Source organism: Klebsiella sp. G-Nf4, assembly GCF_002810615.1.
Lineage (GTDB): Bacteria > Pseudomonadota > Gammaproteobacteria > Enterobacterales > Enterobacteriaceae > Klebsiella > Klebsiella variicola.
Genome location: NZ_PION01000013.1, coordinates 130,333 through 153,308, shown reverse-complemented (window position 1 = coordinate 153,308; position 22,976 = coordinate 130,333). Strand labels below are relative to the sequence as shown.

At 58.7% G+C, this 22,976-nt stretch carries 29 protein-coding genes; 10 read left to right on the top strand and 19 right to left on the bottom strand.

Going from position 1 to position 22,976, the window contains the following annotated elements:
- Nucleotides 1-17: 17 nt before the first annotated feature.
- The 9 genes from CWM57_RS23175 to CWM57_RS23135 form a co-directional block, all read right to left on the bottom strand.
- Nucleotides 18-275 carry a EutN/CcmL family microcompartment protein gene (locus tag CWM57_RS23175; protein ID WP_004146127.1) on the bottom strand — a complete coding sequence of 86 codons (258 nt, stop codon included), beginning with the start codon at nt 273-275 and terminating at the stop codon, nt 18-20.
- A 24-nt stretch (nt 276-299) separates the two neighbouring features.
- The gene (locus CWM57_RS23170; RefSeq protein WP_100676440.1) at nt 300-1,901 is read right to left on the bottom strand and encodes an acetaldehyde dehydrogenase (acetylating); all 1,602 of its coding nucleotides are present in this window, start codon (nt 1,899-1,901) and stop codon (nt 300-302) included.
- 53 nt (nt 1,902-1,954) lie between these two features.
- Entirely contained in the window at nt 1,955-2,233 is a 279-nt protein-coding gene (locus CWM57_RS23165) for a BMC domain-containing protein (protein ID WP_004146125.1), read from the bottom strand.
- Nucleotides 2,234-2,245: 12 nt separating this feature from the next.
- Nucleotides 2,246-2,530: a BMC domain-containing protein gene (locus CWM57_RS23160; RefSeq protein ID WP_002442227.1), complete on the bottom strand. Its 285-nt coding sequence runs from the start codon at nt 2,528-2,530 to the stop codon at nt 2,246-2,248.
- Nucleotides 2,531-2,547: 17 nt separating this feature from the next.
- The gene (locus CWM57_RS23155) at nt 2,548-2,826 is read right to left on the bottom strand and encodes a BMC domain-containing protein (RefSeq protein ID WP_004182810.1); all 279 of its coding nucleotides are present in this window, start codon (nt 2,824-2,826) and stop codon (nt 2,548-2,550) included.
- A 446-nt stretch (nt 2,827-3,272) separates the two neighbouring features.
- Complete coding sequence (locus tag CWM57_RS23150) at nt 3,273-3,791, bottom strand: FidL-like protein (RefSeq protein ID WP_100676439.1); 519 nt, start codon at nt 3,789-3,791, stop codon at nt 3,273-3,275.
- On the bottom strand, nt 3,788-4,591 hold the full coding sequence (locus tag CWM57_RS23145; protein ID WP_074387176.1) for a winged helix-turn-helix domain-containing protein: 804 nt from the start codon (nt 4,589-4,591) through the stop codon (nt 3,788-3,790). Before CWM57_RS23145 ends, CWM57_RS23150 begins: the two co-directional genes overlap by 4 nt.
- Nucleotides 4,592-4,612: 21 nt before the next feature.
- Complete coding sequence (locus tag CWM57_RS23140) at nt 4,613-5,197, bottom strand: TetR/AcrR family transcriptional regulator (protein ID WP_064180527.1); 585 nt, start codon at nt 5,195-5,197, stop codon at nt 4,613-4,615.
- Between the two features lie 141 nt (nt 5,198-5,338).
- A complete protein-coding gene (locus CWM57_RS23135; RefSeq protein WP_074387175.1) occupies nt 5,339-6,121 on the bottom strand; it encodes an NAD(P)H-dependent oxidoreductase in 783 nt (260 codons plus the stop codon).
- 86 nt (nt 6,122-6,207) lie between these two features.
- On the opposite strand from CWM57_RS23135, the gene CWM57_RS23130 reads away from it, so the two are divergent.
- The 4 genes from CWM57_RS23130 (at nt 6,208) to CWM57_RS23115 (ending at nt 8,272) form a co-directional block, all read left to right on the top strand.
- Nucleotides 6,208-7,116, top strand: coding sequence for a LysR family transcriptional regulator (locus CWM57_RS23130; RefSeq protein WP_074387174.1), 909 nt, complete (start codon nt 6,208-6,210; stop codon nt 7,114-7,116).
- Nucleotides 7,110-7,529, top strand: coding sequence for a FosA5 family fosfomycin resistance glutathione transferase (gene fosA / locus CWM57_RS23125; protein WP_100676438.1), 420 nt, complete (start codon nt 7,110-7,112; stop codon nt 7,527-7,529). The genes CWM57_RS23130 and fosA overlap by 7 nt, the downstream gene beginning before the upstream one ends.
- A gap of 166 nt (nt 7,530-7,695) precedes the next feature.
- The gene (locus tag CWM57_RS23120; protein ID WP_012542979.1) at nt 7,696-7,983 is read left to right on the top strand and encodes a BrnT family toxin; all 288 of its coding nucleotides are present in this window, start codon (nt 7,696-7,698) and stop codon (nt 7,981-7,983) included.
- Nucleotides 7,970-8,272, top strand: a complete 303-nt coding sequence (locus CWM57_RS23115) for a BrnA antitoxin family protein (RefSeq protein WP_100676437.1) — start codon at nt 7,970-7,972, stop codon at nt 8,270-8,272. Before CWM57_RS23120 ends, CWM57_RS23115 begins: the two co-directional genes overlap by 14 nt.
- 79 nt (nt 8,273-8,351) lie before the next feature.
- On the opposite strand, the gene CWM57_RS23110 is transcribed toward CWM57_RS23115, so the two are convergent.
- A complete protein-coding gene (locus CWM57_RS23110) occupies nt 8,352-9,764 on the bottom strand; it encodes a PLP-dependent aminotransferase family protein (protein ID WP_100676436.1) in 1,413 nt (470 codons plus the stop codon).
- A gap of 177 nt (nt 9,765-9,941) precedes the next feature.
- Here CWM57_RS23110 and CWM57_RS23105 point away from each other — a divergent pair, with 177 nt between their 5' ends.
- The 4 genes from CWM57_RS23105 (at nt 9,942) to CWM57_RS23090 (ending at nt 12,864) form a co-directional block, all read left to right on the top strand.
- Nucleotides 9,942-10,106, top strand: a complete 165-nt coding sequence (locus CWM57_RS23105) for a DUF1127 domain-containing protein (protein ID WP_100676435.1) — start codon at nt 9,942-9,944, stop codon at nt 10,104-10,106.
- Between the two features lie 165 nt (nt 10,107-10,271).
- A complete protein-coding gene (locus CWM57_RS23100) occupies nt 10,272-10,736 on the top strand; it encodes a MarR family winged helix-turn-helix transcriptional regulator (protein ID WP_074387171.1) in 465 nt (154 codons plus the stop codon).
- Nucleotides 10,737-10,742: 6 nt separating this feature from the next.
- The gene (locus CWM57_RS23095) at nt 10,743-11,810 is read left to right on the top strand and encodes an HlyD family secretion protein (protein WP_061155892.1); all 1,068 of its coding nucleotides are present in this window, start codon (nt 10,743-10,745) and stop codon (nt 11,808-11,810) included.
- Nucleotides 11,800-12,864 (top strand): DUF2955 domain-containing protein, encoded by a 1,065-nt coding sequence (locus CWM57_RS23090; protein WP_100676434.1) that lies wholly within the window; start codon nt 11,800-11,802, stop codon nt 12,862-12,864. The genes CWM57_RS23095 and CWM57_RS23090 overlap by 11 nt, the downstream gene beginning before the upstream one ends.
- Here the strand turns inward: CWM57_RS23090 and CWM57_RS23085 are convergent.
- The 8 genes from CWM57_RS23085 to CWM57_RS23050 all read right to left on the bottom strand — a co-directional run bounded on the left by CWM57_RS23085 (nt 12,861) and on the right by CWM57_RS23050 (nt 19,514).
- A complete protein-coding gene (locus tag CWM57_RS23085) occupies nt 12,861-13,115 on the bottom strand; it encodes a DUF3343 domain-containing protein (protein WP_061155890.1) in 255 nt (84 codons plus the stop codon). The two genes, CWM57_RS23090 and CWM57_RS23085, sit on opposite strands and share 4 nt — an antisense overlap.
- Nucleotides 13,112-13,879 (bottom strand): putative 2-hydroxyacyl-CoA dehydratase activator YjiL, encoded by a 768-nt coding sequence (gene yjiL, locus CWM57_RS23080; RefSeq protein WP_100676433.1) that lies wholly within the window; start codon nt 13,877-13,879, stop codon nt 13,112-13,114. Before yjiL ends, CWM57_RS23085 begins: the two co-directional genes overlap by 4 nt.
- A 9-nt stretch (nt 13,880-13,888) precedes the next feature.
- Complete coding sequence (locus CWM57_RS23075) at nt 13,889-15,040, bottom strand: double-cubane-cluster-containing anaerobic reductase (protein WP_061155888.1); 1,152 nt, start codon at nt 15,038-15,040, stop codon at nt 13,889-13,891.
- Nucleotides 15,041-15,137: 97 nt separating this feature from the next.
- Nucleotides 15,138-15,377 carry a DUF2164 domain-containing protein gene (locus CWM57_RS23070; RefSeq protein ID WP_025713129.1) on the bottom strand — a complete coding sequence of 80 codons (240 nt, stop codon included), beginning with the start codon at nt 15,375-15,377 and terminating at the stop codon, nt 15,138-15,140.
- A gap of 25 nt (nt 15,378-15,402) precedes the next feature.
- On the bottom strand, nt 15,403-16,650 hold the full coding sequence (mdtM, locus tag CWM57_RS23065; protein ID WP_100676432.1) for a multidrug efflux MFS transporter MdtM: 1,248 nt from the start codon (nt 16,648-16,650) through the stop codon (nt 15,403-15,405).
- A gap of 53 nt (nt 16,651-16,703) precedes the next feature.
- Complete coding sequence (locus CWM57_RS23060; protein WP_008807587.1) at nt 16,704-17,996, bottom strand: DUF445 domain-containing protein; 1,293 nt, start codon at nt 17,994-17,996, stop codon at nt 16,704-16,706.
- Nucleotides 17,989-18,651 carry a LysE family translocator gene (locus tag CWM57_RS23055; RefSeq protein ID WP_100676431.1) on the bottom strand — a complete coding sequence of 221 codons (663 nt, stop codon included), beginning with the start codon at nt 18,649-18,651 and terminating at the stop codon, nt 17,989-17,991. The genes CWM57_RS23060 and CWM57_RS23055 overlap by 8 nt, the downstream gene beginning before the upstream one ends.
- A 47-nt stretch (nt 18,652-18,698) precedes the next feature.
- Nucleotides 18,699-19,514 (bottom strand): AraC family transcriptional regulator, encoded by an 816-nt coding sequence (locus CWM57_RS23050; protein WP_100676430.1) that lies wholly within the window; start codon nt 19,512-19,514, stop codon nt 18,699-18,701.
- A gap of 217 nt (nt 19,515-19,731) precedes the next feature.
- On the opposite strand from CWM57_RS23050, the gene CWM57_RS23045 reads away from it, so the two are divergent.
- Nucleotides 19,732-20,646, top strand: a complete 915-nt coding sequence (locus CWM57_RS23045; protein ID WP_100676429.1) for an Rpn family recombination-promoting nuclease/putative transposase — start codon at nt 19,732-19,734, stop codon at nt 20,644-20,646.
- Between the two features lie 158 nt (nt 20,647-20,804).
- A complete protein-coding gene (locus CWM57_RS23040; protein ID WP_100676428.1) occupies nt 20,805-22,175 on the top strand; it encodes an NAD-dependent succinate-semialdehyde dehydrogenase in 1,371 nt (456 codons plus the stop codon).
- A 97-nt stretch (nt 22,176-22,272) separates the two neighbouring features.
- Here the strand turns inward: CWM57_RS23040 and CWM57_RS23035 are convergent, their stop codons facing one another.
- The gene (locus tag CWM57_RS23035; protein ID WP_004204167.1) at nt 22,273-22,818 is read right to left on the bottom strand and encodes a YfaZ family outer membrane protein; all 546 of its coding nucleotides are present in this window, start codon (nt 22,816-22,818) and stop codon (nt 22,273-22,275) included.
- Nucleotides 22,819-22,976: the final 158 nt, after the last annotated feature.

Sequence of the window (22,976 nt, the reverse complement as noted above, 5' to 3'; positions counted from 1 at the left end):
TGGGCTACTCACTCCTGTTAGGCGTCCCGAAACACGTTCTCGACAATGGCGACCACCGACATCGCTTTGTAGCGCTCTTTATTGAGCGCGAAGTACTCTTCCGCCAGCACGATGTCGTGCATGCCGGCGCCGACGTTATCGACGGCGACCCAGGTCTGGTCCTTCATCGGCTGCTGATTGTCATCCAGTCGGGTGACCAACAGCAGGTTGCTGCCGCGTAGCTCATCGCATTTCTGCGTGGCGACGACATGGCCGGTTACCTTTGCGAGAATCATCGTTTATCGCCTTATATCAGTGCGTTACTTAGCAAGGCGCTCCAGCACCTGGCGGATAACGCGTTCCACGTTTTGCTCGTTGATTTCGCCTTCCATGCTGGCGGCGCCTGCGCTGGCAAAACGGTCATCGCTGCCTGCAGAGCGCGCTGGCGCGGCGCTGGCCGGGGCGTTGAAACGCGCGTCATCAAGAATGCTGCGCTGCGGATCGCTCGCCGGAGTGACGATGGTCGGCTGTGGTTCAGGGCGGCTGCCCGGCGCGCGCAGCTCGTCAATCGAACGCACGCCATAGCCGACTTTGCGGATATTGAGCAGATTCATCGGGCCGACGTTGTCGGAGCTGGAGCCGCCGCCGACCGCGCCGCAGCCGAGGGTCAGCGCCGGAGAGATGTTGGTGGTCGCGCCGATACCGCCGAGCGCCGCCGGAGTATTAATCAGAATGCGGTTGACCGGTTTTTCGAGGCTGAACTGGCGGATGACGTCCTGATTACGGGTGTGGATCACCAGCGTATGGCCGAGTCCTTCGTTGGTCAGCAGCTCCACCACGCGGTGGCAGGCGGCTTTCCAGTCCTCTGCCACGTACAGGCCGAGCACCGGGCACAGTTTTTCACGCGAGTAGGGGTTTTTCGGCGACACGGTGGTCTGTTCGGCGATCAGCACTTTGGTGCTGGCCGGAACACAGAAGCCCGCCATCTGGCTGAGGTACAGCGCGGTTTTGCCGACCACTTTCGGGTTGATGGTGCCGTTCGGGCGCAGCAGCAGCGCCGCCATTCTCGCCGCTTCATCTTCATTCATGAAGTAGGCACCCTGCGCTTCCAGCTCGCGGTGAACCTCGTCGTAAATGCAGCCTTCGACGATGATCGACTGCTCGGAGGCGCAGATCACCCCATTATCGAAGGTTTTGCTGGTGATGATATCTTTCACCGCGTGATGGATATCGGCGCTGCGTTCGATAAACGCCGGGCCGTTGCCCGGGCCGCCGCTGATGGTTGGGGTGCCGGACGCATAGGCCGCACGCACCATGCCTTCGCCGCCGGTGGCGAGGATCAGCGACACGTCTTTGCTGTGCATCAGCTCAGAGGTGGCTTCGAGCGTCAACTGGGTGATGCCGTCGACGCTGCCCGCCGGCGCGCCGGCTGCTTCCGCCGCGCGTTTGACGATTTCAATCGCCTTCCAGCTACACTGACGCGCGCCCGGATGCGGAGAGAAGATAATGGCGTTGCCGGCCTTGAGGGCGATCAGCGCTTTGTAGATAACCGTGGAGGTTGGGTTCGTTGAGGGGACCAGTGCGCAAATCACGCCCAGCGGCACGCCCACGTCCATCACTTTTTTTACCGGGTCGTCATGAATGATGCCAACGGTCTTCATATCTTTGATGGCGTCGTAGACGCGCAGCGAGGCGAAGCGGTTTTTCAGCACTTTGTCCTGCCAGTTGCCAAAACCAGTCTCTTCCGCGGCCATTTTCGCCAGCGCTTCGGCGTGGTGCGCTGCTTCCTGGGCCACGTTTTTCACGATGGCGTCGATTTGCTGCTGCGAAAAGGTGGCCAGCATCGCCTGCGCCTTTTTGGCGTTGCGCACCAGTTCCCGCGCGTTCTGGCGGGACTGCAAATCGTTATCCAGTTCAATCATGAGTCTATCCTTCATCAGACGAAAAGAGTGGGGACGGGGCGCGCCCTGTCAGGTCATGCTTTGTGCTGCGCCGCGATTTTTTCGATGTCGTTATGTGGACGCGCAATGACGCGAGAGCTGACGACTTCGCCGATGCGTTTCGCCGCTTCCACGCCGGAGTCGACCGCTGCGTTGACCGCGCCGACGTCGCCTTTCACCATCGCGGTGACGAGGCCGGAACCGACGTTTTCATAGCCAATCAGCTCGACGTTGGCGGCTTTACACATCGCGTCCGCGGCTTCAATACAGGCCACCAGACCTTTGGTTTCGATAAGACCAAGCGCTTCTTTCATCAGGTTTCTCCGTTAGTCCGCAATCTTGTAATGCGAGACGATTTTGTTGATGTCGTTATGCGGACGCGCGATGACCAGCGAGGTCACCACTTCGCCGATGCGTTGTGCGGATTCAACGCCGGAATCGACTGCCGCTTTTACCGCGCCGACGTCGCCTTTCACCATCGCGGTGACGAGGCCGGAACCGACGTTTTCATAGCCGATAAGCTCGACGTTGGCGGCTTTACACATCGCATCCGCCGCTTCAATGCAGGCCACCAGACCTTTGGTTTCAATCAGACCTAATGCATCACCCATTTGCGTTCTCCTGGCCTTCAGGCCTTGTGTTTAATGACGATTTTGTTGATGTCGTTATGCGGGCGAGCGATGACCAGCGAGGTCACCACTTCGCCGATGCGCTGGGCTGATTCCACACCGGAATCCACCGCCGCTTTTACCGCGCCGACGTCGCCCTTCACCATCACGGTGACCAGGCCAGAGCCGACGTTTTCATAGCCGATCAGTTCGACGTTGGCGGCTTTACACATCGAGTCCGCTGCTTCAATACAGGCCACCAGACCTTTGGTTTCGATAAGCCCCAATGCATCACCCATCGTGATCTCCTCCAGAACAGGTTTTGTGATTCGGGAAAACCGTCCGCGTAACGGCATCAACACGCGGAAGCGGCGTTCGGGGTTCACTATAGGGAATGGGGAGAGAAGCGAAATTTAAATCCGTGTGGGTGAATATTTTAGTTTTTTGCTCTGTAATTTAGTCTTATTTAGCGTTCAATTTATCTGTTTGTCCTGTTTTTTGCGTGATGATTGTCATGATGATATGGCGTTTTTTTAAGCTTATTATCGGCGGGAGATGAATGTTAATAAGATGCTAATTACTTGCCTGCAGGCGGTAATATAGCCGCGTGATAATTGTGGGTATGCTCAAGTTTTGCCACAAAAGCTAAATGCAAAACGTGCGCTTTTAGCATCGGAAAAAGAGGGGGCAAAAACGGAGTGTGAGCGAGGGCGCAGTTTCCTCGCGGCGGTTCAGGGGGGACGGGTTAATTAAACGTGCTGCCGGACTTCAGCGTGCAGATGTAGAGCGGCGAGTTGATAGAACTCAGCAGGATAGCTTTGTCGTTAAGCTTCTGCGCGTTGAGGAACAGGCCATCGTGGCTGTCGGACATCTCGCGCATGAAGTAGTCGAAGATGACATTCGGCGATTCGTCGATGGATGAGGCGCTGGATTCCCATTTTTTAATGCGGTAGTGGCGTTCGGTTGCCGAAATGCGTTGGCTGGTGTAGCTGAATTTGACGTAGCGCTGCAGGTAGAGCCAGCCGGCGGCGGAATCGGTATAGCCTTCCACCACCATCGAACCGTTGCCGTTGGCGGCAAAATTAAAATGAATATTGCCGTTCACATTCTCTTTTTCCATGTTCTCAAAACGCATGATCGCTTTGGTGGAACAGCTCATCACGCCGTCGTTGGCATCCGGCAGCAGGCGCCAAGCGCTAAAACTGGCGGCGGCGATAAACGCGAGGGCGGAAAGGGCGAAAAAGGGGCGGGGCGCGAGTCTCATTGCGGCTTCCAGGAGTAGTAAAAGTAGTTATCGCAATAGCTGAACGGGTTGTCTTCGTGCATCGCGCAGTGGGCGAGGAACACCCGGCCCAGTCCATTGGTTTCCAGTCGGTCGCCATAGAAAAAAACAAAACGTTCGCCCGGCTTGCAACTGAGCTTCAGCCGCTGACGCACCTCATCAAAATTCTTACCGTAGGCCGTGGCAGAGACCGAACGCAGCATCTCATCGCTGGCCAGCAGTTCGCACTGGCTGTGGTTCATCAGCGTCAGATTAATTGGCCGGGCGACGTGGGTACCGGCGAGACTAAACGCCACCAGCAGCAGGGCGATGACCAGCAGACAGCCGCCGGCCAGATACCAGCACATCCCGCGCGCATGTCGTGAATCGGTGGGCGGCGTTGTCGCCGCTGGGGGGACGGTTTCATCAGCCCTCTCGGGTGGGTTAGCGGCCTCGGTAAGCGCCGGCCCGGCATCGAGCAGTTCAATGCTCAGATCCTGGTTCAGCTGCAGCATGCCGCGCGACACGGTGACGATAATGTTATCGATATCGTAGTGGCGGAAGGTTTTGCGCAGCATACTCAGGTATTGATTGAGGTTGCTGTTGGAAGAGGTTAAGCCGTTATCATCCCAGACTTTTTTTAATACTTCATCGCGGCTGACGACGCCGGTATGGCGGAGAAAAAAATAGAGTAGCGCGCTGGCGGTGATGGATAGCTGGCTATCCGGTTCATCGCTGCCGGGCAGGGTTAGCGTGCCGTCCGTTGCGTCATAAATGAGACGGGCATTGATGTTGTAGCGCATCGCGGCCTCACTCTATTCGCTTCACGCGGGAAGCGTCATTTTGGTCAGATCGTTTACCAGCGACTGTCGGTGATCGCTGCTCATGGTACGCCCTTCGGTGAGTTCCGATAACCAGATGCCGTCGGCGGCGTAGCGCACCAGCGTGCCGGTCGGGCCGTTATCCAGCGCATCGCCCTGCGCCAGGTGATCCAGCATCCAGTCGCGCCAGCATTTTCGCAGCACCGGCTCGTCCGGCATCGCCAGCGACAGCACCATCAGCTGGCGGCTTTCGTGGGTGTCCGTCAGCTCCGGGTTGGACAGATAGCGCAAATAGGCGCGGGTAAAGCGTCCGTAAGCGATGTTATCGGCGGCCATCAGTTCGCTAATCGCCTTTTCCATGATCGCCAGCAGCCGGGCGAACAGGGCGAAAATCAGCGCCTGCTTATTGGGAAAGTGATGCAGGAGGCCACCTTTGCTCACGCCAGCCTCGCGGGCGACGGCGTTCAGCGACAGGGCGGCGATACCGTCCCGGCCGGCAATCATCGCCGCCGATTCAAGCAACTGACGGTGGAGACGGACGGGATCTTTTTTACGATGCTGGGCTTCCATATTCATGGCCGGAATCATACCGACCAGACGGTATGATTATTCTTGATCGCTATCAATATGAACGGCGGCTTCGTGTGACGAGATGCTGTTAATGCGTGGAGGCTCACAAATTGTCATATTAATGAACGCGATAACCCGGATGGGCTATCGCGTCGAGGTTTATTTCGTTGCCAGATGCACCCCCAGACCGCTTTTCCCGGGCGCCAGTTCAGGGCGCAGCGTCAGCGACGGGATCAGATAATCGCCATAATTCTGCCGGCGGAATGGGATGGGCTCGGTTTGCCACAGCGTGTCCAGCCGCTCGGCCAGGGTGGCGCATTGGTCGGCGAACTGGCCGGCGTCGATTTTGTCTGTGCGGTAGAACACCAGCGGCGGGAGTACCTCGAAGCCGGGATAGAACAGCATGCCGTGCTGAATGGGGAACAGGATGTCGTTGATGGGGCCGTTGATCCCGCGCGGTGAATAGTGTTCTGCCCAGCCGCCGGCGGTGACGATCAGCATCGCCCGCTTGCCAGCGAAGGTGCCTTCTCCGTAACGGTCACCCCAGTGGCGGTCGCTTTGCTCACCGACGCCATAGGCAAAGCCCCAGGCGTACACCCGGTCGATCCAGCCCTTCATGATGGCAGGCATCGAGAACCACCACAGCGGGAACTGGAAAATTACCATATCGGCCCACAGCAGCTTTTCCTGCTCGGCTGCGATATCCGCGCTTTGGGTGCCCTGGGCAAAGGCCCGTTTTGAATCGAGGGTCGGACGCCAGAACTCGCCGACCGGCGGGGCGCCGCTGTCGTCGGCGTCATATCCGGCCTTCCAGCGCATGGCGTAGAGATCGGAGACCTGGACTTCATGCCCGGCCTGCTGCAGGTGGTGGATGGCGAAATTTTTGAGTCCGCCATTAAGCGAGCGCGGTTCCGGATGGGCGTAAATCAGCAGTACTTTCATAATATCACCTCTGGAGTGGGGAGAGCTGCAGAGTAGGAAAGCTGACACTATAGTAGAAATTAATTACTTAAATTCCAGGTATAGCCGTGATTAATTTACATCGTCTGGATCTTAATCTGCTGCGCACGCTCGACGTGCTGCTTAGCGAAAACAACGTCACCCGGGCGGCGCAGCGGCTGAATCTGTCGCAGCCGTCGGTCAGTATTCAGCTCGCCAGGCTGCGGGAGATTTTCGCCGACCCGCTGCTGATGCCGGGTCCGCGCGGCATGCAGCCCACCGCCCGCGCCGATGAGCTTCGCCAGCCGCTGCGCGCCGCGTTAGCCGCCCTGGAGCAGGCAGTGGCGCCGGTGGCGCCCTTTAATCCGGCGACGGCGGCGGAGACCTGGCGGGTGGCGGCGACGGACTATATGGCCTCGGCGATCCTCCTGCCGATGCTGGGCAGGCTACGGCTGGCCTCTCCCGACAGTCGGCTGGCGGTATTCGAGCTGCAGCCAGCGCGGCTGGAGCAGCAGGCGGCCAGCGATGAAGTGGATCTCTGCTTCCATACCCGCGAGGGCGCGCCGCCGGGGCTACATCAGCGCCTGCTGTTTCGTGAACGCTACGTGCTGGCAGGCCGGGCGGAGCATCCGGCGCTGCGGCCTGGGCTTAGCCTGGAAACGTTCTGTCAGCTGGAGCACGTGATCGTCTCCCCGGACGGGGGCGGCTTCAGCGCGGCGACCGATATCGCGCTGGCGAACCTCGGACAGACGCGGCGGGTTGTCCTTTCCGTGCCACATTTCCTGTTTATGCTGGAGACCCTGCGCAATAGCGATCTGGTGGCGGTGCTGCCGGAGCGGCTGGTGCGCGGGCAGAGCGGGCTGGTGGTCGTCGAGCCGCCGCTGGCGGTCGCCGGCTTTGAGATGCTGATGCTGTGGCACGAGCGCTGGCACCGCGACCCGGCGCATCAATGGCTGCGCCAGTTCATCGTGAATTCACTGGAGGAACAGACATGCTGAGTGGACTGAATCATCTGACCCTGGCGGTCAGCCAGCTGGCGCCGAGCGTGGCGTTTTATCAGCAACTGCTGGGCATGACGCTGCACGCCCGCTGGGACAGTGGCGCCTATCTCTCCTGCGGCGATCTGTGGCTATGCCTGTCGCTGGATCCGCAGCGGCGCGTTACTCCGCCGGAAGAGAGCGACTACACCCATTATGCGTTTAGCATTAGCGAAGCCGATTTTGCCCGCTTCACCGCCCGCCTGGAGGTTGCCGGCGTGGCGGTCTGGAAGATAAACCGCAGCGAAGGCGCCTCGCACTACTTCCTCGACCCCGACGGCCACAAGCTGGAGCTGCACGTCGGCAGTCTCGCCCAGCGGCTGGCCGCCTGCCGTGAGCAGCCGTATAAGGGAATGGTGTTTTTTGACCAGTGAAGCTGATTTGCGGACGCGGGGTAACCCGTAACCCCGGTAAGCACAGGCCACCGGGGAGATGCCTTTACAAATTACTCACTCAAAACGTGAGGTTTTTTCCAACGCTGTCACTATTATCACCGGATAATCGTATATACTTTTTTGTATATACAAAAGGATGAATAGTATGCCAATGGAGTTTGAGTGGGATGCAAACAAGGCATTAAGTAATCTACGAAAACATGGAGTCCGGTTTGAAGAAGCGGTATTAGTCTTTGACGATCCGCGGCACCTTTCCCGCCAGGAGCGGTTTGAGAATGGTGAATATCGCTGGCAAACCATCGGTCTTGTGCATGGGATCCTTGTTATCCTGGTGGCGCATTCGGTCCGTTTTGAAAGTGGAACTGAGGTTATTCGTATTATCAGCGCCCGGAAGGCGGACAGAAAAGAGAGGAATCGTTATGAGCATGGTTAAACATAAACGCGACAATACGGCGGCGCTTACCGCTATGCGTGATGCCGAACTCAAAGCGCTAGCGAGCAAAGCCGATGAGGACATCGATTACAGCGATATCCCCGCTACAGACGATGCGCAATGGTCAGATGCCGTACGCGGCAAATTTTTTCGACCGCTAAAAACACAGGCTTCTGTGCGCATTGATGCCGATGTCATGGAGTGGCTCAAACGTCCAGGAAAAGGCTATCAAACTCGACTGAATGCGATTTTAAGAGAAGCGATGATTCGCGATCTTAATAAGAAATAGTTGCTGGTAGCGGCGCTACGTATTTTCGGAGCCCGTAGCCCCGGTAAGCGCAGCGCCGCCGGGGAAAACAGATTAAACTTCACTCCATCGCCACCTTCACCGCTTCTCCCAGCTTCACCATCACCGCTTTATGTTTCTCGGTCGGCGGCAGGGCGCAGTTGATCCTGACGCAGTTGCGATACTTGCCCGCTGCCGAAAACAGCGAGCCCGGCGCGACCTGGATCTTCAGCCGGCATAGCTGTTTGGCGACGCAGACCATATCCACCTGCTCCGGGAGCTCCACCCACAGCATAAAACCACCTTTTGGCCGGGTGACACAGATCCCGCACGGGAAAAACTCCCGCAGCCAGCAGGTGTAGATCTCCATATTACGCTGATAGATCTGCCGCATCCGCCGCACGTGACGGTGGTAGTGGCCTTCGCGAATAAAATTGCAGGCCGCCAGTTGGGTTGAAGGGACGTTAGTGCCGCTGGCGGCGTACTTCATCTGTAGCAGCTTGTCGTAGTAGCGCCCGGGCGCTATCCAACCGATGCGCAGGCCGGGGGCGATGGTTTTGGTAAAAGAGCTGCAGAGCATCACCCGGCCGTCGATATCCCTGGAGTGAATGGTGCGCGGGCGCGGGTACTCGGTGGCCAGCTCGCCGTAAATGTCATCCTCGAAAATCACGATATCGTGGCGCTGGGCAAGGTTCAGCACCGCGCGCTTACGGGCGTCCGGCATGATAAAGCCCAGCGGATTATTGCAGTTCGGCACGAGGATCACCCCTTTGATTGGCCATTGATCCAGCGCCAGCTCCAGGGCCTCGATGCTGATCCCGGTTTCGGGATCGGTGGGGATCTCAATGGTCTTTAATCCCAGTCCGCGCAGCATCTGCATCGTGCCGTAGTAGCAGGGGGATTCCACGGCCACGATATCGCCAGGCTGGCATACCGACAGTAAAGCCAGAGACAGCGCGCTGTGGCAGCCGCTGGTGAGCACCAGATCGTCGGCCGTCACCACCGAGCCGCCGTCAAGCATCAGGCGGGCGATCTGCTCGCGAAGTTCCCGGCGCCCGGCCAGCTCGTCATAGTTCAGTACTTCGCTGAGGTTGTGCTGGATCGCCCGGCTCAGTTCGCGCCAGATAGGCTTCAGGCTTGGCTGTGTGACATCCGGCGAGCCGCCGCCGAAGGGGATAATCGATTTATCGTAGCGGGCGTCGAGCATGGTCAGCACCTGATCCCACTGGGTGATCTCCACCGGGCGCTGTACCGGACGCGACATTGGCGGCACCGGCGGCTGGGCCTTGCGGGGGGCAACGAAATAGCCCGATCGCGGCTGAGGCACAATCATTTGCTGCTGCTCAAGCAACTGATAGGCCTGCTGGACAGTGCTGATGCTGACGCCATGCTCCTGGCTCAGGCTGCGCACCGACGGCAGTTTTTCGCCGTGGCGATACAGGCCCTGTTCAATGCGTTCGGCCAGCAGGGCAGCGAGATGTTGGTAGCGGGTCATGCTGTATCCTTGATTGTCGCCATACAGATAAAAGAACCAGTACAGATGGGCGGAAAAAATGGGGTCTGGTGTACGTTTTAGCCAATCTGTATGTTAAAGAAAAGTGTTTTGTGAATCTGTATTCCTTGGCCCCAAATCCGTGAAGATAAAGCCTCTGGCAAGGTGAGGAGGTAGAGGATGGAATTTCACGAGAACAGGGCAAGACAGCCATTTATTGGTTTCGTACTGCTGGTGCGGTTTATCAAAAAATGGTGGCTTCAGGAGCAAACGCGCAGAGCTTTGCAGCGAATGAGCGACGAACAGCTGAAAGATATCGGCCTGAGTCGGGATCAGATCAATTAAAAAGTGCGGTTTTTTTCAGGCATCATTCCTTCTTTGCCCCGGTAAGCGCTAGCGACGCCGGGGAATACATTCACTAAATTTATCAATTGATGCGGCGCGATCGTCTGTTTCTTGATACTTACCCTGATAAGTATTATTTTCTTCCCAACAATGAGAGGAAAACCTGTGACCGAAGACGACCTGTTTGCCCGCCGTCCGTTGGGGATGAGAATGGCCATGGTGGTGCGCCAGTGGCGCGCCATTATTGACTCCGCTATCACCGATACCGGACTCACCCAGTCCAGCTGGACGGTGTTGATGCAGTTGCATCAGCTGGGAGACAACGTCTCGGTCAGCGAACTGGCGGAGGTGCAGGGGATTGAACTGCCGCCGCTAATGCGCACCCTCTCGTTACTGGAAAAGCAGGGCTATCTGCTGCGTTCTACATCGCCATATGACAAACGCATTCGCCTGCTGACGCTGACCGCCGAGGGGCGGGCGATTCTGGAAAAACTGAGCTGCGTGATCGAGACCTATCAGGAACGCGTGACTCAGACCATCCCGGAGGCCGACCTTGCCACCTTCAGCGCCACATTAAATCAAATCGCCTGCCGTTTGCGGAATATCCGCGAAGAAGATAACAAGATCTAACACACTATGATGACGCCTGAACAAAAATTTGCCCGCTGGGTACGGGTGAGTATTGCCGCTTTTCTGGCAATATTCGCCTGGTTTATCGTTGCCGATATCTGGATCCCGCTGACGCCGGACTCCACCGTGATGCGCGTGGTGACCCCGGTATCGTCGCGGGTCTCCGGCTATGTCTCGCACGTTTACGTGCACAACAACAGCCAGGTTAAAAAGGGCGACCTGCTGTATGAGCTCGACCCAACGCCATTCATTAATAAAGTTGAAGCGGCGCAGATCGCCCTTGAGCAGGCGAAACTGAGCAACCAGCAGCTGGACGCACAAATCGCCGCCGCCCGCGCCAACCTGCGCACCGCGCAGTACACCGCCCGTAACGATAAGGTCACGCTCGATCGCTACCAGCGCCTGAGCACGATGCAGAACGTCTCGCAGTCCGACCTCGATAAGGTGCGTACCACCTGGCAGACCAGCGAGCAGTCGGTCTCGGCGCTGAACGCGCAGATCCAGAACCTGCTTATCCAGCGCGGCGAGCGCGACGATAAGCGCAACGTCACCCTGCAGAAATACCGTAATGCGCTGGAGGAGGCGCAGCTGAACCTGGCCTGGACCCAGGTGCGTGCCGAAACTGACGGCATGGTCAGCAACCTGCAGCTTAACCCGGGGATCTACGCCACCGCGGCGACAGCTGTGCTGGCGCTGGTCAACAACAATACCGATATCGTCGCTGACTTCCGTGAAAAGAGCCTGCGCCACACCGCGGTGAATACCGATGCAGCGGTGGTCTTTGACGCCCTCCCGGGGCAAGTCTTCCCGGCGCACGTCACCAGCAGCGATGCCGGGATTCTGGCGGGGCAGGAGGCGGTGAACGGCCAGCTGTCGCAGCCGGAGCAGTCCACCCGCTGGGTGCGCGACGCACAGCGGATGCGCATTCACGTCGCCCTGGATCAAGCGTTGGACAAACCGCTGCCGACCGGCGCCCGCGCCACGGTGCAACTGTACAATAGCGAGGGTCCTTTCGCCCGCACCTTTGCCGGCCTGCAGATCCACCTGGTGAGCTGGTTGCACTATGTCTATTAATACCCTGGCGCACGTCTTTACGCCGCACGGCAATATCGTCTATACGGCGAATGATTTTCGCCAGACGGTGCGTATCGCCGTGGCCGGGACTATTGCGCTCAGCATCTCCACCTTCTACGACGTCCAGTACGGTGTGTTTTTCGTGGTTTATCCGCTGATGCTGATGTCGCTGGTGCCGTTCTTCAACCGCCATGTCGCCCGCCAGTTTGTGTTTAGCGCGGCGGTGAACTGCGTCGAAATGGTATTGATTGTCGGCTATCTTTCACAGTGGCCGGTGATCATGACGTTAGTCGTCTTTGGCCTGTACGTGATGCGTTTTCGCTTTATGAGCCAGGGACCGTTGTTCCTGCTGGGATCGATGGGGGTGGTGTGCCAGAGCACGATGCTCAACTTTATGAGCTACCCGACCAGCAACTGGCATACCCTGATGTTCTCTAACATGGAAGCCTGCGTGCTGGCGGTGGCGCTGAGCGCGCTGCTACATTACCTGATCCCGGACGTCGAGCCGCGCAAGCCGCCGCCGCGGATTGAGAAAGACGCCGCCCGCATCCGCCATGAATCACTGCTCTCCGGTACGGTCGCGACGATCATCTTCGTGGTGTTTCAGATCTGCGATCTCAGCGACTCGCTGTCGGCGCTGATGGCTGGGATCCTGATCCTGTTCCCGATGCACTATCGCGGGGCGGTGATCAGCTCGATCTGGCGTGTGGTGGGGGTGGTGCTGGCCTGTCTTTATATTCTGGTGGTGCAACTGATTATCTATGATTTCAGCAACCACATGATCCTGATGATGCCGCTGATTGGTCTCGGGCTGGCCTTCAGCGCCCGCCTGCACGTGATGGAGAAAGTGGGCGCCGGGGTGGGCTTCGCCAGCATCACCACCATCGGCATTATGTTCGGCCAGAACCTGCATCCCTATCAGGATCTGGTGTTCAGCGACCTGTACCGTATCACCTCGGTGACGGTCTCGCTGGTGGTGACGCTGATTCTGGTCTTTCTCATGCACCGTCTGCTGAACTGCTTTGCGGCGACGCGCTTTGTGATCACCCATTAACCCGTCTGTGGGAAGGTAGCGAGGCAGCGCCACGCTTCCCCATCCTGCTGATACAGCGCCGCCGTCTGTTCCGGCAGGATCCAGCTGCGCGCTGCGTCTTCCGTCCCCTCCAGCAGTACGCACAATCCGCAGCCGCTGCGCAGCTGGCGGGGAATATCTTTGACCTCGAAGGTCATCCCCGCCGCCTGCAGGGCTTTGCGCATCCGTACCACCCCCACCGTGGAGTGAAATAAAAACAGGAAGGTTGTCATCCGCGCCTCCGCTGGCGCAGGCCGATCAGCGCCGCGCCGAGCGCCCCGGCAAACTGGGCGTCGGGATGGGTTGTCACCGCCATGCCGACATGGCTTTCCAGCATCCGGGCAAAGGTGGCGCAGTGGCTGACGCCGCCGGTAAACAGCAGCGGCCCCTGCGCCGATAAGCGGCCAATAAAGTTCGCGCTGCGCCGGGCCATGGCGTTAATCACCCCCGCCAGAATCGCCTCTGGCGCGACCCCCGCCGACCGCAGGCTAATGACCTCCGATTCGGCAAACACCGTGCACATGCTGGTAATCGCATGCGGCTCGGCGCCTGCGGTGATGCTGTCGAGTTGTTCGACGCTGGCGCCAAGCGTCCGTGAAATGACGTCCAGGAAACGTCCGGTGCCGGCGGCGCATTTATCATTCATCAGGAAGTCGCTGAGATTGCCCTCGGCGTCCAGCTGGATGACTTTGCTGTCCTGGCCGCCGATGTCAATCACCGTACGGGTGTCCGGCGCCAGCAGGCGAGCGCCGAGGCCGTGACAAGAGATCTCCGTCACCTGCTTATCGGCAAAATCCACCAGCTGGCGGCCATAGCCGGTGAGGGTTAAAAAAGGCGTCTCCGTGAGGCCCGCGCGTAGCGTTTCCCAGGCCTCATGGATGGCGTCGGCGGGGCGAAAGGGAGTGGGGCAGAGGAAGCGGCGCACGATGACGCCGTCCGCCAGCAGGATGCCTTTCGTGGCGGTAGAGCCGGAATCAATGCCAACCGTGTAGATCACGCGCTCTCCTTACAGCATTTCGATAAAGGCGGCGACGCGGGTACTGAGCTGGCCGAGGTCCGCTGTCGAATAGTCGGTTTCAATCGCCATGTAAGGAAGATCGTGCTGCTGGCGCAGATGGCGTTTAATCGCCAGCGATTCCACGGCATAGGTATGGCAGGCCTGCAGAATGACGTCGATCACCCCGTCGGCCTGATACTCCTCCACCATCTGGCTCAGCAGCTGCAGACGCTGGTCGTTGGGGGAGATACAGGAGCAGCCGATGGCGAGATATTTATCGGTTAAGGCGTCGTAGACGTCACCCTCTTCCGCCACACAGCGCTCGGTGGCTTTCGCGCCGGTGCAGTTTTCATAGCCGACCACCCAGCCGCCGTTTTCCTCGATGGCGCGGACCACTTTTTCCGCCGCGCCGCCGATCGGGCAGCCAGTGATCAGGATCCGCGGACGTGGCTCGAGCCGTTTACCCTGCAGCCACTCCTGATGGATGCGCTCCGCCATGGCATGAAGTTCATCAATCAGGGCGGTTTTGTCGAAACGGAAGGTGGCGCCATACACCACTTTCAGGATGTCGCTGCCGCTGAGCGCCGGCGGATTGAGTTGCCCGAGACGATAAAAGTGGGCCAGCGCCCGGCGCTCGCGATTTTTCAACACGATGGCTTCACGCAGCGCCGCTTCGCTAATCGGCGTGCCAAACCGGGCCTCAATCACCTGCTGCAGGCGCAAGATCTCCGCTTTCCACAGCGCGCGGGAAGCCGCGTCGCTGGCGCTGTTCGGCAACTGCATGACGTGGACCGCCTTGAACTCGGCCATGTACTCGTACATCTTCTTTTTACCGTCGCAGGTGGTTTCCCCGACCACCAGGTCAGAGAAATAGAAGTACGGGCATTTATCGGTTTTGCCGAAGCCGTAACTGCTTTTGATCAGCGGGCAGAGGTTGCGCGGGAGATCTTTTTCCGCTTCCTCGATGGTTTCATCGGAGGTCGAGCACAGCGAGACGACAAGGGCGCCCGCCGCCATGGCGATCTCCTGAGGCATAAAGGTGCAGTAGGTGCCCACCAGCGGCACGTTCTGCTCTTTAAGATCCATGACGGTGAGAAAGCCCTTCTGGCGAGCTTCTGAGAACTGGTCAAAAATGGCGGGTAGATCGGTGATAAGCGACATGATTTTCCTTCCCCGTACACGGGAGATGCTGAAAGAGTCGCCATTATAGCCCTGTTGTTTATGTGCTTTTATTGATCTCCTGCGTCTGCGCGCGGCGTTAATAGACCTTCTTCAAATCCATCTCTTCCTGGATCCGCTCGCTCCACGCCAGATGGGTGCGGATGGCCTCTTCGATACCGGCGTTGTAAAACAGCGGCCCCAGCTCTTTGGCGATAAAGTCGACAAAAAACTCGGCGTCAAACTGCTCCAGCTCGAGGTTGAAGGTCTCTTCGCAGTACTTGCTGAGCTTGTCGCGCAGCAGGTCGCGCTGCGCCTGGCTGAGTTCAATGTCGTTCATGATGGGGCTTTCTCCGTAAAAGGGCTCACGACTGCCGGGCTTCGATCACCGCTTGCCTACGCTGGCGCTGGTGGCGTAACAGTCCGGCCAGGCAGCAGGCGGCGACGATCCCGGCGGCCACCGCTAACAGGTGGAAGGGGAGTCTGCCGCCATGGAACCACAGCCAGCGCGCGCCTTCAATCGATAACGCGCTGACGCTGAGGATCACGATATTCAGCGAGGCGGAGACCGTGCCTTTCGGCAGGTCGTTGGAAAAGAGGGTAAAGCGAAACAGCGTCGGGAAAATCAGCCCGATGCCGAAGGCGTAGAAGCAGGTGCCGAGCACTGACCACAGCCAGACGTGCGGCCATATCAGATTCCCAACGATCAGGATGGCCAGGCCGAGCATCTGTACCGGGACCGCGCTGAGCACAAAGCGCGGGCGGGTGGGATCTTTTACCCAGCGCGCCACCGACAGGTTAGCGATGATGACGGCGCTGAAGACCGGTACCTGGCTCCAGGCGAACTCGCTGGTGGTCAGTCCGCCGGCGTCCATTAAAATCACCGGCGATACCGCCACCCAGCTCATCAGCGGAATATAGCTCAGCGCCAGCGTGGCGGCGCCGAGTAAAAAGATGCGGTTGCGGAAGACGTTGCGAAAATCGCGCAGCACGCCGGGCAGGCTGAAGGGCACATCGCCGCGGCGCACCGTCTCCGGCATGGTCAACAGCAGGCCGAGCCAGGCCACCAGCCCCATGGCGGCGATAATGCCGAACAGCGCTTTCCAATGAATAAAATGCATCAGCGCCGCGCCGGAGAGCGGGCCGACGATCGGCGCCACCAGCACGACGGAGGTGATCACCGCCATCAGCCTGATCGATCTTTTTTCCTCAAAGGCCTCCTGCACGGTGACGTAGCCGACGGTGGCGATAAAGCAGATGCTGGTGCCCTGCACAAAGCGGGCAATCAGGAACTGGGTCATGGAGGTGGTGAACAGCGTCGCCAGGCATGCGAGGGTGAAAATCAGCGCGCCGGTGAGCAGCACCGGACGCCGTCCGATCCGGTCAGAGAGCGGCCCCAACAGCCACTGCAGCGCCATGCCGCCAGCCATATACAGGCTCACCGAGGCCGGAGCCAGCGCCACATCGGCATTGAAATCCCGCACCACGTGCAGGATCCCCGGCTGGATCAGATCGGTAGTGAGATAGGCGGAAAAATCATACAAGATTAGCGCCGCCGGGAAGAACAGCGCGGCGGCGTGGCGGGTCAGCCAGTGGGAAATCCGGTGCATCATCTCGCCCTCCCTGTGGAATATTTATCAGCGCTATTGTTCTGATAGTATCATTGCTAACCAATATGCAGATGCAGCAGCGAGGGGATCTGCGAGAACAGCCACAACATCAGGCCGATGGTCCCTCCCACCAGGGTGCCGTTGATGCGGATAAACTGCAGATCTTTACCGATATTGAGCTCGATCTGCCGCGACATATCGCGGGCGTCCCAGCTCTTCACCGTGTCGCTGATATGGCGGGTGAGGAAGGCGGCGAACTCCGGCGCCACCCGGTGCGCCGCCTGTTCCAGGTGTTCGTTAAGCGATTCGCGCAGGGCGTCGTCGCGGAGTAAGGTTTCACCGAACCACTGGCCGGCCTCGGCGATGCGCTGCTTAATGCGTGAGTCGTCGCTGCTAATATCGTTTTTTACCCAGCTGCGCAGGTCGCCCCACACTTCACCGAGATAGCGGTTAAAGGTCTCATCATTTTTCAGATATGCTTTGATGTTCTCGGCCTTCTGCGCCATGAGCGGGTCGGATTTCAGGTTGTCGATAAGCTTCTGCACCGCGTGGTCGAAGGCCTGGCGGATCTGGTGGGTACGGTCATGGCTCACCTCGTCCAGCAGGGTATTCACCGCGTCGGTGACCATCTCGGCGCTGTGCTCGCCGAGCCACTCGGTGGGCAACAGTTTGGCCTTCAGTGGGTGCTCGGTCTCCAGCCAGCGCACGATGCCGCGAGCGATAAAGGCGCGGGAGTTGTCGCGCTGCAGCAGGGCGATAAGCTGGCTTATCAGCGAATCCAGCAGCTTCTGGTGGCGATTGTCGCGGGTCATCCCCTCCAGCATCATGGCGCTGGTCTGCGTCAGGTCGACTTTATCGATCGCCTTATGTACTGCGCGGCGCAGCAGGCGCTGAATGCGCGCGTCGTCGGTCAGTTCAAGAAAACCGCTCATCACTTGCAGCAGGTGCTGGCCGACCCGGCGGGCGTTCTCCGGCTGGCTGAACCAGTTGCCGAGCATCAGGGCTGGCTCATAGCGGCGGATCAACGCGACCAGCGACGGGGTATCGAGGAACTTCTCCTCAACAAAGCGGCCAAGATTATCGGCGATGCGGTCTTTGTTGCGCGGGATAATCGCGGTATGTCGGGCGACAAAGGGCAGCGGAATACGACGAAACAGAGCGACCACCGCAAACCAGTCGGCCAGCGCCCCGACCATTGCCGCTTCGGAAATGGCCTTTAGCGCGCTGACCCACGGCGTCGGCGGCAGCAGCAGGGTGGTGATAAATAGCGCGGCGGCGATCAGCAGCAGCGACAGCGCCAGCAGTTTGGCGCGTTTGAGTTCAGCGAGTTTTTCCATAAACTTAAGCATATAACCTGACGGCGAGGTCGTGCAAAAATCGCCAGATAATCCACAGACCGAAGATCATCAGGACCGCCCCTGCCGCCCGCTCGACCCGCCAGACGATGGCGCCCAGGCGGCGCTGTATCTGCGGCAGCGCCATCGCGCTCACCAGCAGTAAATCCCAGAAGAACACCACGCTGACCATCCACAACCCGCTCACTGTTTGCTGAAGCAGGGTGACCGCCGGCCCGAGCAGGGAGGTCATCAGCGCCAGATAAAACAGGGCGTTTTTGGGGTTGAGCAGCGATGACCCCAGCCCGAGCAGCAGCTGTTTACCGATCCCCGGGAGCGATGCGCGAATGCTCTCCACCGCCAGCGTCGCGGGACGGCTGCGTATCAGCAGGCTGCCAATCCACAGTAAATAGCCCGCACCCAACAGCTCAATGAGCAAAAACAGCAGCGGCGCCTGTCGCAGAAGCCCCCAGCCAACGATGGCGAGAGCAATATACAGCGCATTGCCGGCGGCGATGCCGAGACATAGCCCGATGCTGCCGCGGATCCGGTAGCGCACGGCGTAGCCGACTAACAGAAAAAAATCAGGACCTGGGCTGAGCAGGGCGACAAAGTGAGACAAGGCTAACGCCGGGAAGGCGGCGGGGAAGAGAGTCGATAAGGTATGCATAGTGGCCTCGATAATGGTGCTGAGGCCACCCTACGCGAGGTGGCGTATTACTTATTGTCGGATATTGATCTGCTTTGCGCATATTGCCGCGGCGTGGCGGCGGTATAGCTGACAAAGGTTTTATGGAAATGGCTCTGATCGGCAAAGCCAGCCTGATAGCCGACATCGGCAATAGAGTCCCCGGCGCGTAAGCGCGTTTTCGCATATTCGATGCGCGTCATATTGATCAAACTGGCAGGCGTCAGGCCGGTATCCTGTTTCACGGCGCGGATAACGGTCTCTTTACGAAGCGCGCTGTCGTGGGCCAGCTTATCCAGCGACGGCGGTGTCGGCAGCGTGTTTGCCAGGCGCTGAAACAGCAGGGCGCTGGCGTGATGTGGCGCCTGCGGCGCGGCGGCGCACAGCGGCAGTGCGTGCAGAAGTTGTGCCAGCCGGGCGGGCAGTTGTTCAAGGCTCCCGTGGCTCATCAGGGCGACAATCTGCTGGAAACTGGCAAAGAGAGGGCTGTCGCGCAACAGCGGCTGCGGCGAGGTGATACTGGCGCCAGGGGGAATATCCGGGCGCTGCGCGTGGCACCATGCCGCCTCCAGGTACAGCATATGATAGCTGCGCGGCCTGTCATGCAGCGGATTACAGCTATGCGGCACGTGCGGCGGGATCACGATCAGATCCCCGGGCTGCAGGAGATATTCCTCACCATTGCACAGGCAGCGCGTTTCCCCCTCGATAATCGCCCCCACCGAGAGCTGCGGGTGGCTGTGGCGTTTGTAGGCCTGGCGGCTGTGCCAGGTGCTGCGCAGCTCCAGCCACGGTAGACGATCGTCTCGCCAGAAGGTTTGGGGGATATCTCGGGTATGGTTCACCGCATCGACCTTTGCTAAGGAGGGAGAGGTCGTTTATAGCATGCTGCGCGGAGGCTGTCGCCCGCCTGGATTTGCGTACCGCCTCGAAAAAGGATGTCGCGCTTGCAGTCCGGGGAAATCTATTTTCGTGGCGGCGCGTAAAGGTTGTATTGCCCGGGTGTCAGAGACATTCCGGGCGCGTAGAGTCCCTGCAGGATAAGCAGGCAGGGATGAGCCGATGGCAAAGGGCACCACCTCGACGCCGCATGATGCGGTGTTTAAACAGTTTCTCACTCAGGTCGACACCGCGCGTGATTTCCTGGCGATCCATTTACCGCCTGCGCTGCGTCAGCGCTGCGACCTCGATACCTTACAGCTGGAATCGGCAAGCTTTATCGAGGAGAGCCTGCGGGCCTGGTACTCCGATGTGCTGTGGTCACTCAAAACCGCGTCTGGCGAGGGCTACATTTATGTGGTTATCGAACATCAGAGCTCGCCGGACGCGCAGATGGCTTTTCGCCTGATGCGCTACGCCATCGCCGCGATGCAGCGCCATCTTGATGGGGGTCATACCAGACTGCCGCTGGTGGTGCCGATGCTGTTCTATCACGGAGCGACCACGCCATACCCGTGGTCACTCAACTGGCTGGACTGTTTTGCCGATCCACAGCTGGCGAGTGAGCTTTATGCATCGCCCTTTCCGCTGGTGGATATCACGGTTATCCCCGACGATGAGATCGTTCGCCACCGGCGCGTGGCATTACTCGAGCTGATACAGAAGCATATTCGCCAGCGTGATTTAATGAACATCGTTGAGCAACTGACGACGATTTTACTTAGCGGTGACGCTAATGACAGACAGCTAAAAACGCTGTTTAATTATCTGCTGCAGACTGGCAACGCGCGCCGCTTTGGCCGGTTTATCCACGAAGTGGCGCAACGGGTTCCTCAGCACAGGGAGAGATTGATGACCATCGCCGAAAGATTACAGGAAGTGGGCCGCAGAAAAGGCAAACGGGAAGGCCGGCTTGAAGGACAGCATGCCGAGGCGCTGCGCATTGCACAGAGGATGCTGGCCGACGGTATTGCCCGCGAGACGGTAGTGAAAATCACCGGCCTGGCCTACGACGAGATCGCCACGCTGGAACATTGATAACGCCGGGGCGGCCTGATGGTAGCCCCGGTTAGCCTCTTTATGGAATATTCCGGATATACCTAACTTTACCCGCATCGCCAGCCATCTCGACTACCCTTAATATCCTTGACGGCATTTTTGACTGCCTTAATAGCGATAACAAGGAGACATGCGACATGGCTTATCAGACGGTGAATCCTGCGAACAATCAGCTTATTAAAACGTACCCGGCGCACAGCGACGCGGACGTGGAGGCGGCGCTGCAGCAGGCGGATGCGCTCTACCATTCTGCCTGGGCAAAAGGCGATATTGAACCGCGGCTGGCGGTACTGCATAAGCTGGCGGATCTTATCGACAGCCGGGCGGAGGAACTGGCGAAAATCGCCAGCCAGGAGATGGGGAAACTCATTAATCAGAGCCGCGGCGAAGTGAAACTTTGCGCGCAGATCGCCCGCTATTACGCCGATAACGCCAAATCGTTGCTGGCGCCGGTGAAATATCCCTCCGAACTCGGCGACGCCTGGGTTGAGCATCATCCCATCGGCGTCTTAATGGCGGTGGAGCCGTGGAACTTCCCCTATTACCAGCTGATGCGCGTCCTGGCGCCAAACCTGGCGGCCGGCAACCCGGTTATCGCCAAACACGCCAGCATTGTGCCGCACTGCGCCGAGACCTTTGCCCATCTGGTGCGTGAGGCCGGCGCACCGGAAGGGGCGTGGACCAACCTGTTTATCTCCCAGGATCAGGTGGCGAAGATTATCGCCGACGATCGCGTGCAGGGCGCGGCGCTCACCGGGTCGGAGAAAGCCGGCAGCGTGGTGGCGGCGCAGGCCGCGAAGCATATTAAGAAATCGACGCTGGAACTGGGCGGCAACGATGTGTTTGTGGTGCTGGACGATGCCGACCTGGAGCGCGCGGTGAAAATCGGCGTCCAGGCGCGGCTGAATAACGCCGGCCAGGTGTGTACCGCCGCCAAGCGCTTTATCCTGCACGAAAATATCGCGGATGCGTTCCTGACAAAATTTAGCGAGGCGTTTCGCCAGGTGAAAATCGGCGATCCGCTGGATGAAAGCACCACACTGGGGCCGCTCTCTTCCAAAGATGCGCTGGAAACGTTAAGAAAGCAGGTGGACGAGGCGGTGAAAAACGGCGCTACGCTGCATCTGGGCGGCAAAGCGGTGGCGCGAGAAGGCAATTTCTTTGAACCCACCATCCTGACCGGTATCACTCGTGATAACCCGGCGTACTTCGAAGAGTTCTTTGGCCCGGTGGCGCAGATCTACGTGGTGAAAAACGATGAGGAGGCAATCGCGCTGGCCAATGATTCCCACTATGGTCTGGGCGGTGCGGTGTTCAGTCAGGATATCGAACGCGCCAAACGGATGGCCTCCGCCATTGAAACCGGGATGGTCTATATCAACTGGCTTACCGATACCGCGCCGGAGCTGCCGTTTGGCGGCGTGAAGCGTTCCGGTTACGGACGGGAGCTCTCCGATCTCGGCATCAAAGAGTTTGTGAATCAGAAGCTGGTGGTGGTGCGACGCTAAGCCCTTAACCCGGCAATAAAAAACCTGCCATCCGGCAGGTTTTTTTATGGCTAATGCTCAGCGCACCTTAGCCTTATCGCGGGGGCGTTGACCATAATCAGAAGGTGACCCCGCCGCCCACGTAGGCGCCATCAATCAGGGTGTGGTTTGGGCGACCCTCTTTGCCGTCAACGCTCACGTGACGGTAACCCACTTTCAGGGTCAGTGGACCCACCGGAGACCAGCTCACGCCGCCGTTCGCCTCAACATAGTTTTTCACGCTGTTGTTCAGGCCGTCCGGCGCGACATACCCTTCGCCAAACACGTGGATGCTGTCTGTCAGGGCCACGTTCACCCCGCCGCCGACCGGAAACGCGACGCCGTTATCGCCTTTTTTCGGCCCGAGGTAGATAGCTTTCGCGCCGGCATTGAGCATTACCGGGCCCACTTCCAGGTTGTACCCAGCGCCAACGCCGCCGGTCTGGCTACCATCATCAGTATTCTTCAACCAGTGGCTTTCGGCATACAAGCCAGAAGAGGATTTACCCATTTCCATATTCAGATTGGTAAAGTTTTTACCTTGTTCAACGGTAAATCCCATCGCCATGGCGGAACCAGAGACCGCGGTCAGGGCAGCAACAATAAGGATGTTAAGCTTTTTCATGGTTTGCTCCTCGTCATTAAATTTGTCTGAGCGCACCTTAACAATCGATGTTTACATCTGCAAATGTGACTTAAGTCGATTTTTTATGCTGACTTTGTCAGAGGGGTGTTTTGAAAATGTTGTAAAGACGTTGGGGTACGGCGAGGTCAATCATCAAA

Bases quoted from the DNA above. Each gene is read 5' to 3' on its own strand.
- CWM57_RS23175 (WP_004146127.1), bottom strand. From the start codon at position 275: ATGATTCTCGCAAAGGTAACCGGCCATGTCGTCGCCACGCAGAAATGC.
- CWM57_RS23170 (WP_100676440.1), bottom strand. From the start codon at position 1,901: ATGATTGAACTGGATAACGATTTGCAGTCCCGCCAGAACGCGCGGGAA.
- CWM57_RS23165 (WP_004146125.1), bottom strand. From the start codon at position 2,233: ATGAAAGAAGCGCTTGGTCTTATCGAAACCAAAGGTCTGGTGGCCTGT.
- CWM57_RS23160 (WP_002442227.1), bottom strand. From the start codon at position 2,530: ATGGGTGATGCATTAGGTCTGATTGAAACCAAAGGTCTGGTGGCCTGC.
- CWM57_RS23155 (WP_004182810.1), bottom strand. From the start codon at position 2,826: ATGGGTGATGCATTGGGGCTTATCGAAACCAAAGGTCTGGTGGCCTGT.
- CWM57_RS23150 (WP_100676439.1), bottom strand. From the start codon at position 3,791: ATGAGACTCGCGCCCCGCCCCTTTTTCGCCCTTTCCGCCCTCGCGTTT.
- CWM57_RS23145 (WP_074387176.1), bottom strand. From the start codon at position 4,591: ATGCGCTACAACATCAATGCCCGTCTCATTTATGACGCAACGGACGGC.
- CWM57_RS23140 (WP_064180527.1), bottom strand. From the start codon at position 5,197: ATGATTCCGGCCATGAATATGGAAGCCCAGCATCGTAAAAAAGATCCC.
- CWM57_RS23135 (WP_074387175.1), bottom strand. From the start codon at position 6,121: ATGAAAGTACTGCTGATTTACGCCCATCCGGAACCGCGCTCGCTTAAT.
- fosA (WP_100676438.1), top strand. From the start codon at position 7,110: ATGCTGAGTGGACTGAATCATCTGACCCTGGCGGTCAGCCAGCTGGCG.
- CWM57_RS23120 (WP_012542979.1), top strand. From the start codon at position 7,696: ATGCCAATGGAGTTTGAGTGGGATGCAAACAAGGCATTAAGTAATCTA.
- CWM57_RS23115 (WP_100676437.1), top strand. From the start codon at position 7,970: ATGAGCATGGTTAAACATAAACGCGACAATACGGCGGCGCTTACCGCT.
- CWM57_RS23110 (WP_100676436.1), bottom strand. From the start codon at position 9,764: ATGACCCGCTACCAACATCTCGCTGCCCTGCTGGCCGAACGCATTGAA.
- CWM57_RS23105 (WP_100676435.1), top strand. From the start codon at position 9,942: ATGGAATTTCACGAGAACAGGGCAAGACAGCCATTTATTGGTTTCGTA.
- CWM57_RS23095 (WP_061155892.1), top strand. From the start codon at position 10,743: ATGATGACGCCTGAACAAAAATTTGCCCGCTGGGTACGGGTGAGTATT.
- CWM57_RS23090 (WP_100676434.1), top strand. From the start codon at position 11,800: ATGTCTATTAATACCCTGGCGCACGTCTTTACGCCGCACGGCAATATC.
- CWM57_RS23085 (WP_061155890.1), bottom strand. From the start codon at position 13,115: ATGACAACCTTCCTGTTTTTATTTCACTCCACGGTGGGGGTGGTACGG.
- CWM57_RS23075 (WP_061155888.1), bottom strand. From the start codon at position 15,040: ATGTCGCTTATCACCGATCTACCCGCCATTTTTGACCAGTTCTCAGAA.
- CWM57_RS23070 (WP_025713129.1), bottom strand. From the start codon at position 15,377: ATGAACGACATTGAACTCAGCCAGGCGCAGCGCGACCTGCTGCGCGAC.
- mdtM (WP_100676432.1), bottom strand. From the start codon at position 16,650: ATGATGCACCGGATTTCCCACTGGCTGACCCGCCACGCCGCCGCGCTG.
- CWM57_RS23060 (WP_008807587.1), bottom strand. From the start codon at position 17,996: ATGCTTAAGTTTATGGAAAAACTCGCTGAACTCAAACGCGCCAAACTG.
- CWM57_RS23055 (WP_100676431.1), bottom strand. From the start codon at position 18,651: ATGCATACCTTATCGACTCTCTTCCCCGCCGCCTTCCCGGCGTTAGCC.
- CWM57_RS23045 (WP_100676429.1), top strand. From the start codon at position 19,732: ATGGCAAAGGGCACCACCTCGACGCCGCATGATGCGGTGTTTAAACAG.
- CWM57_RS23040 (WP_100676428.1), top strand. From the start codon at position 20,805: ATGGCTTATCAGACGGTGAATCCTGCGAACAATCAGCTTATTAAAACG.
- CWM57_RS23035 (WP_004204167.1), bottom strand. From the start codon at position 22,818: ATGAAAAAGCTTAACATCCTTATTGTTGCTGCCCTGACCGCGGTCTCT.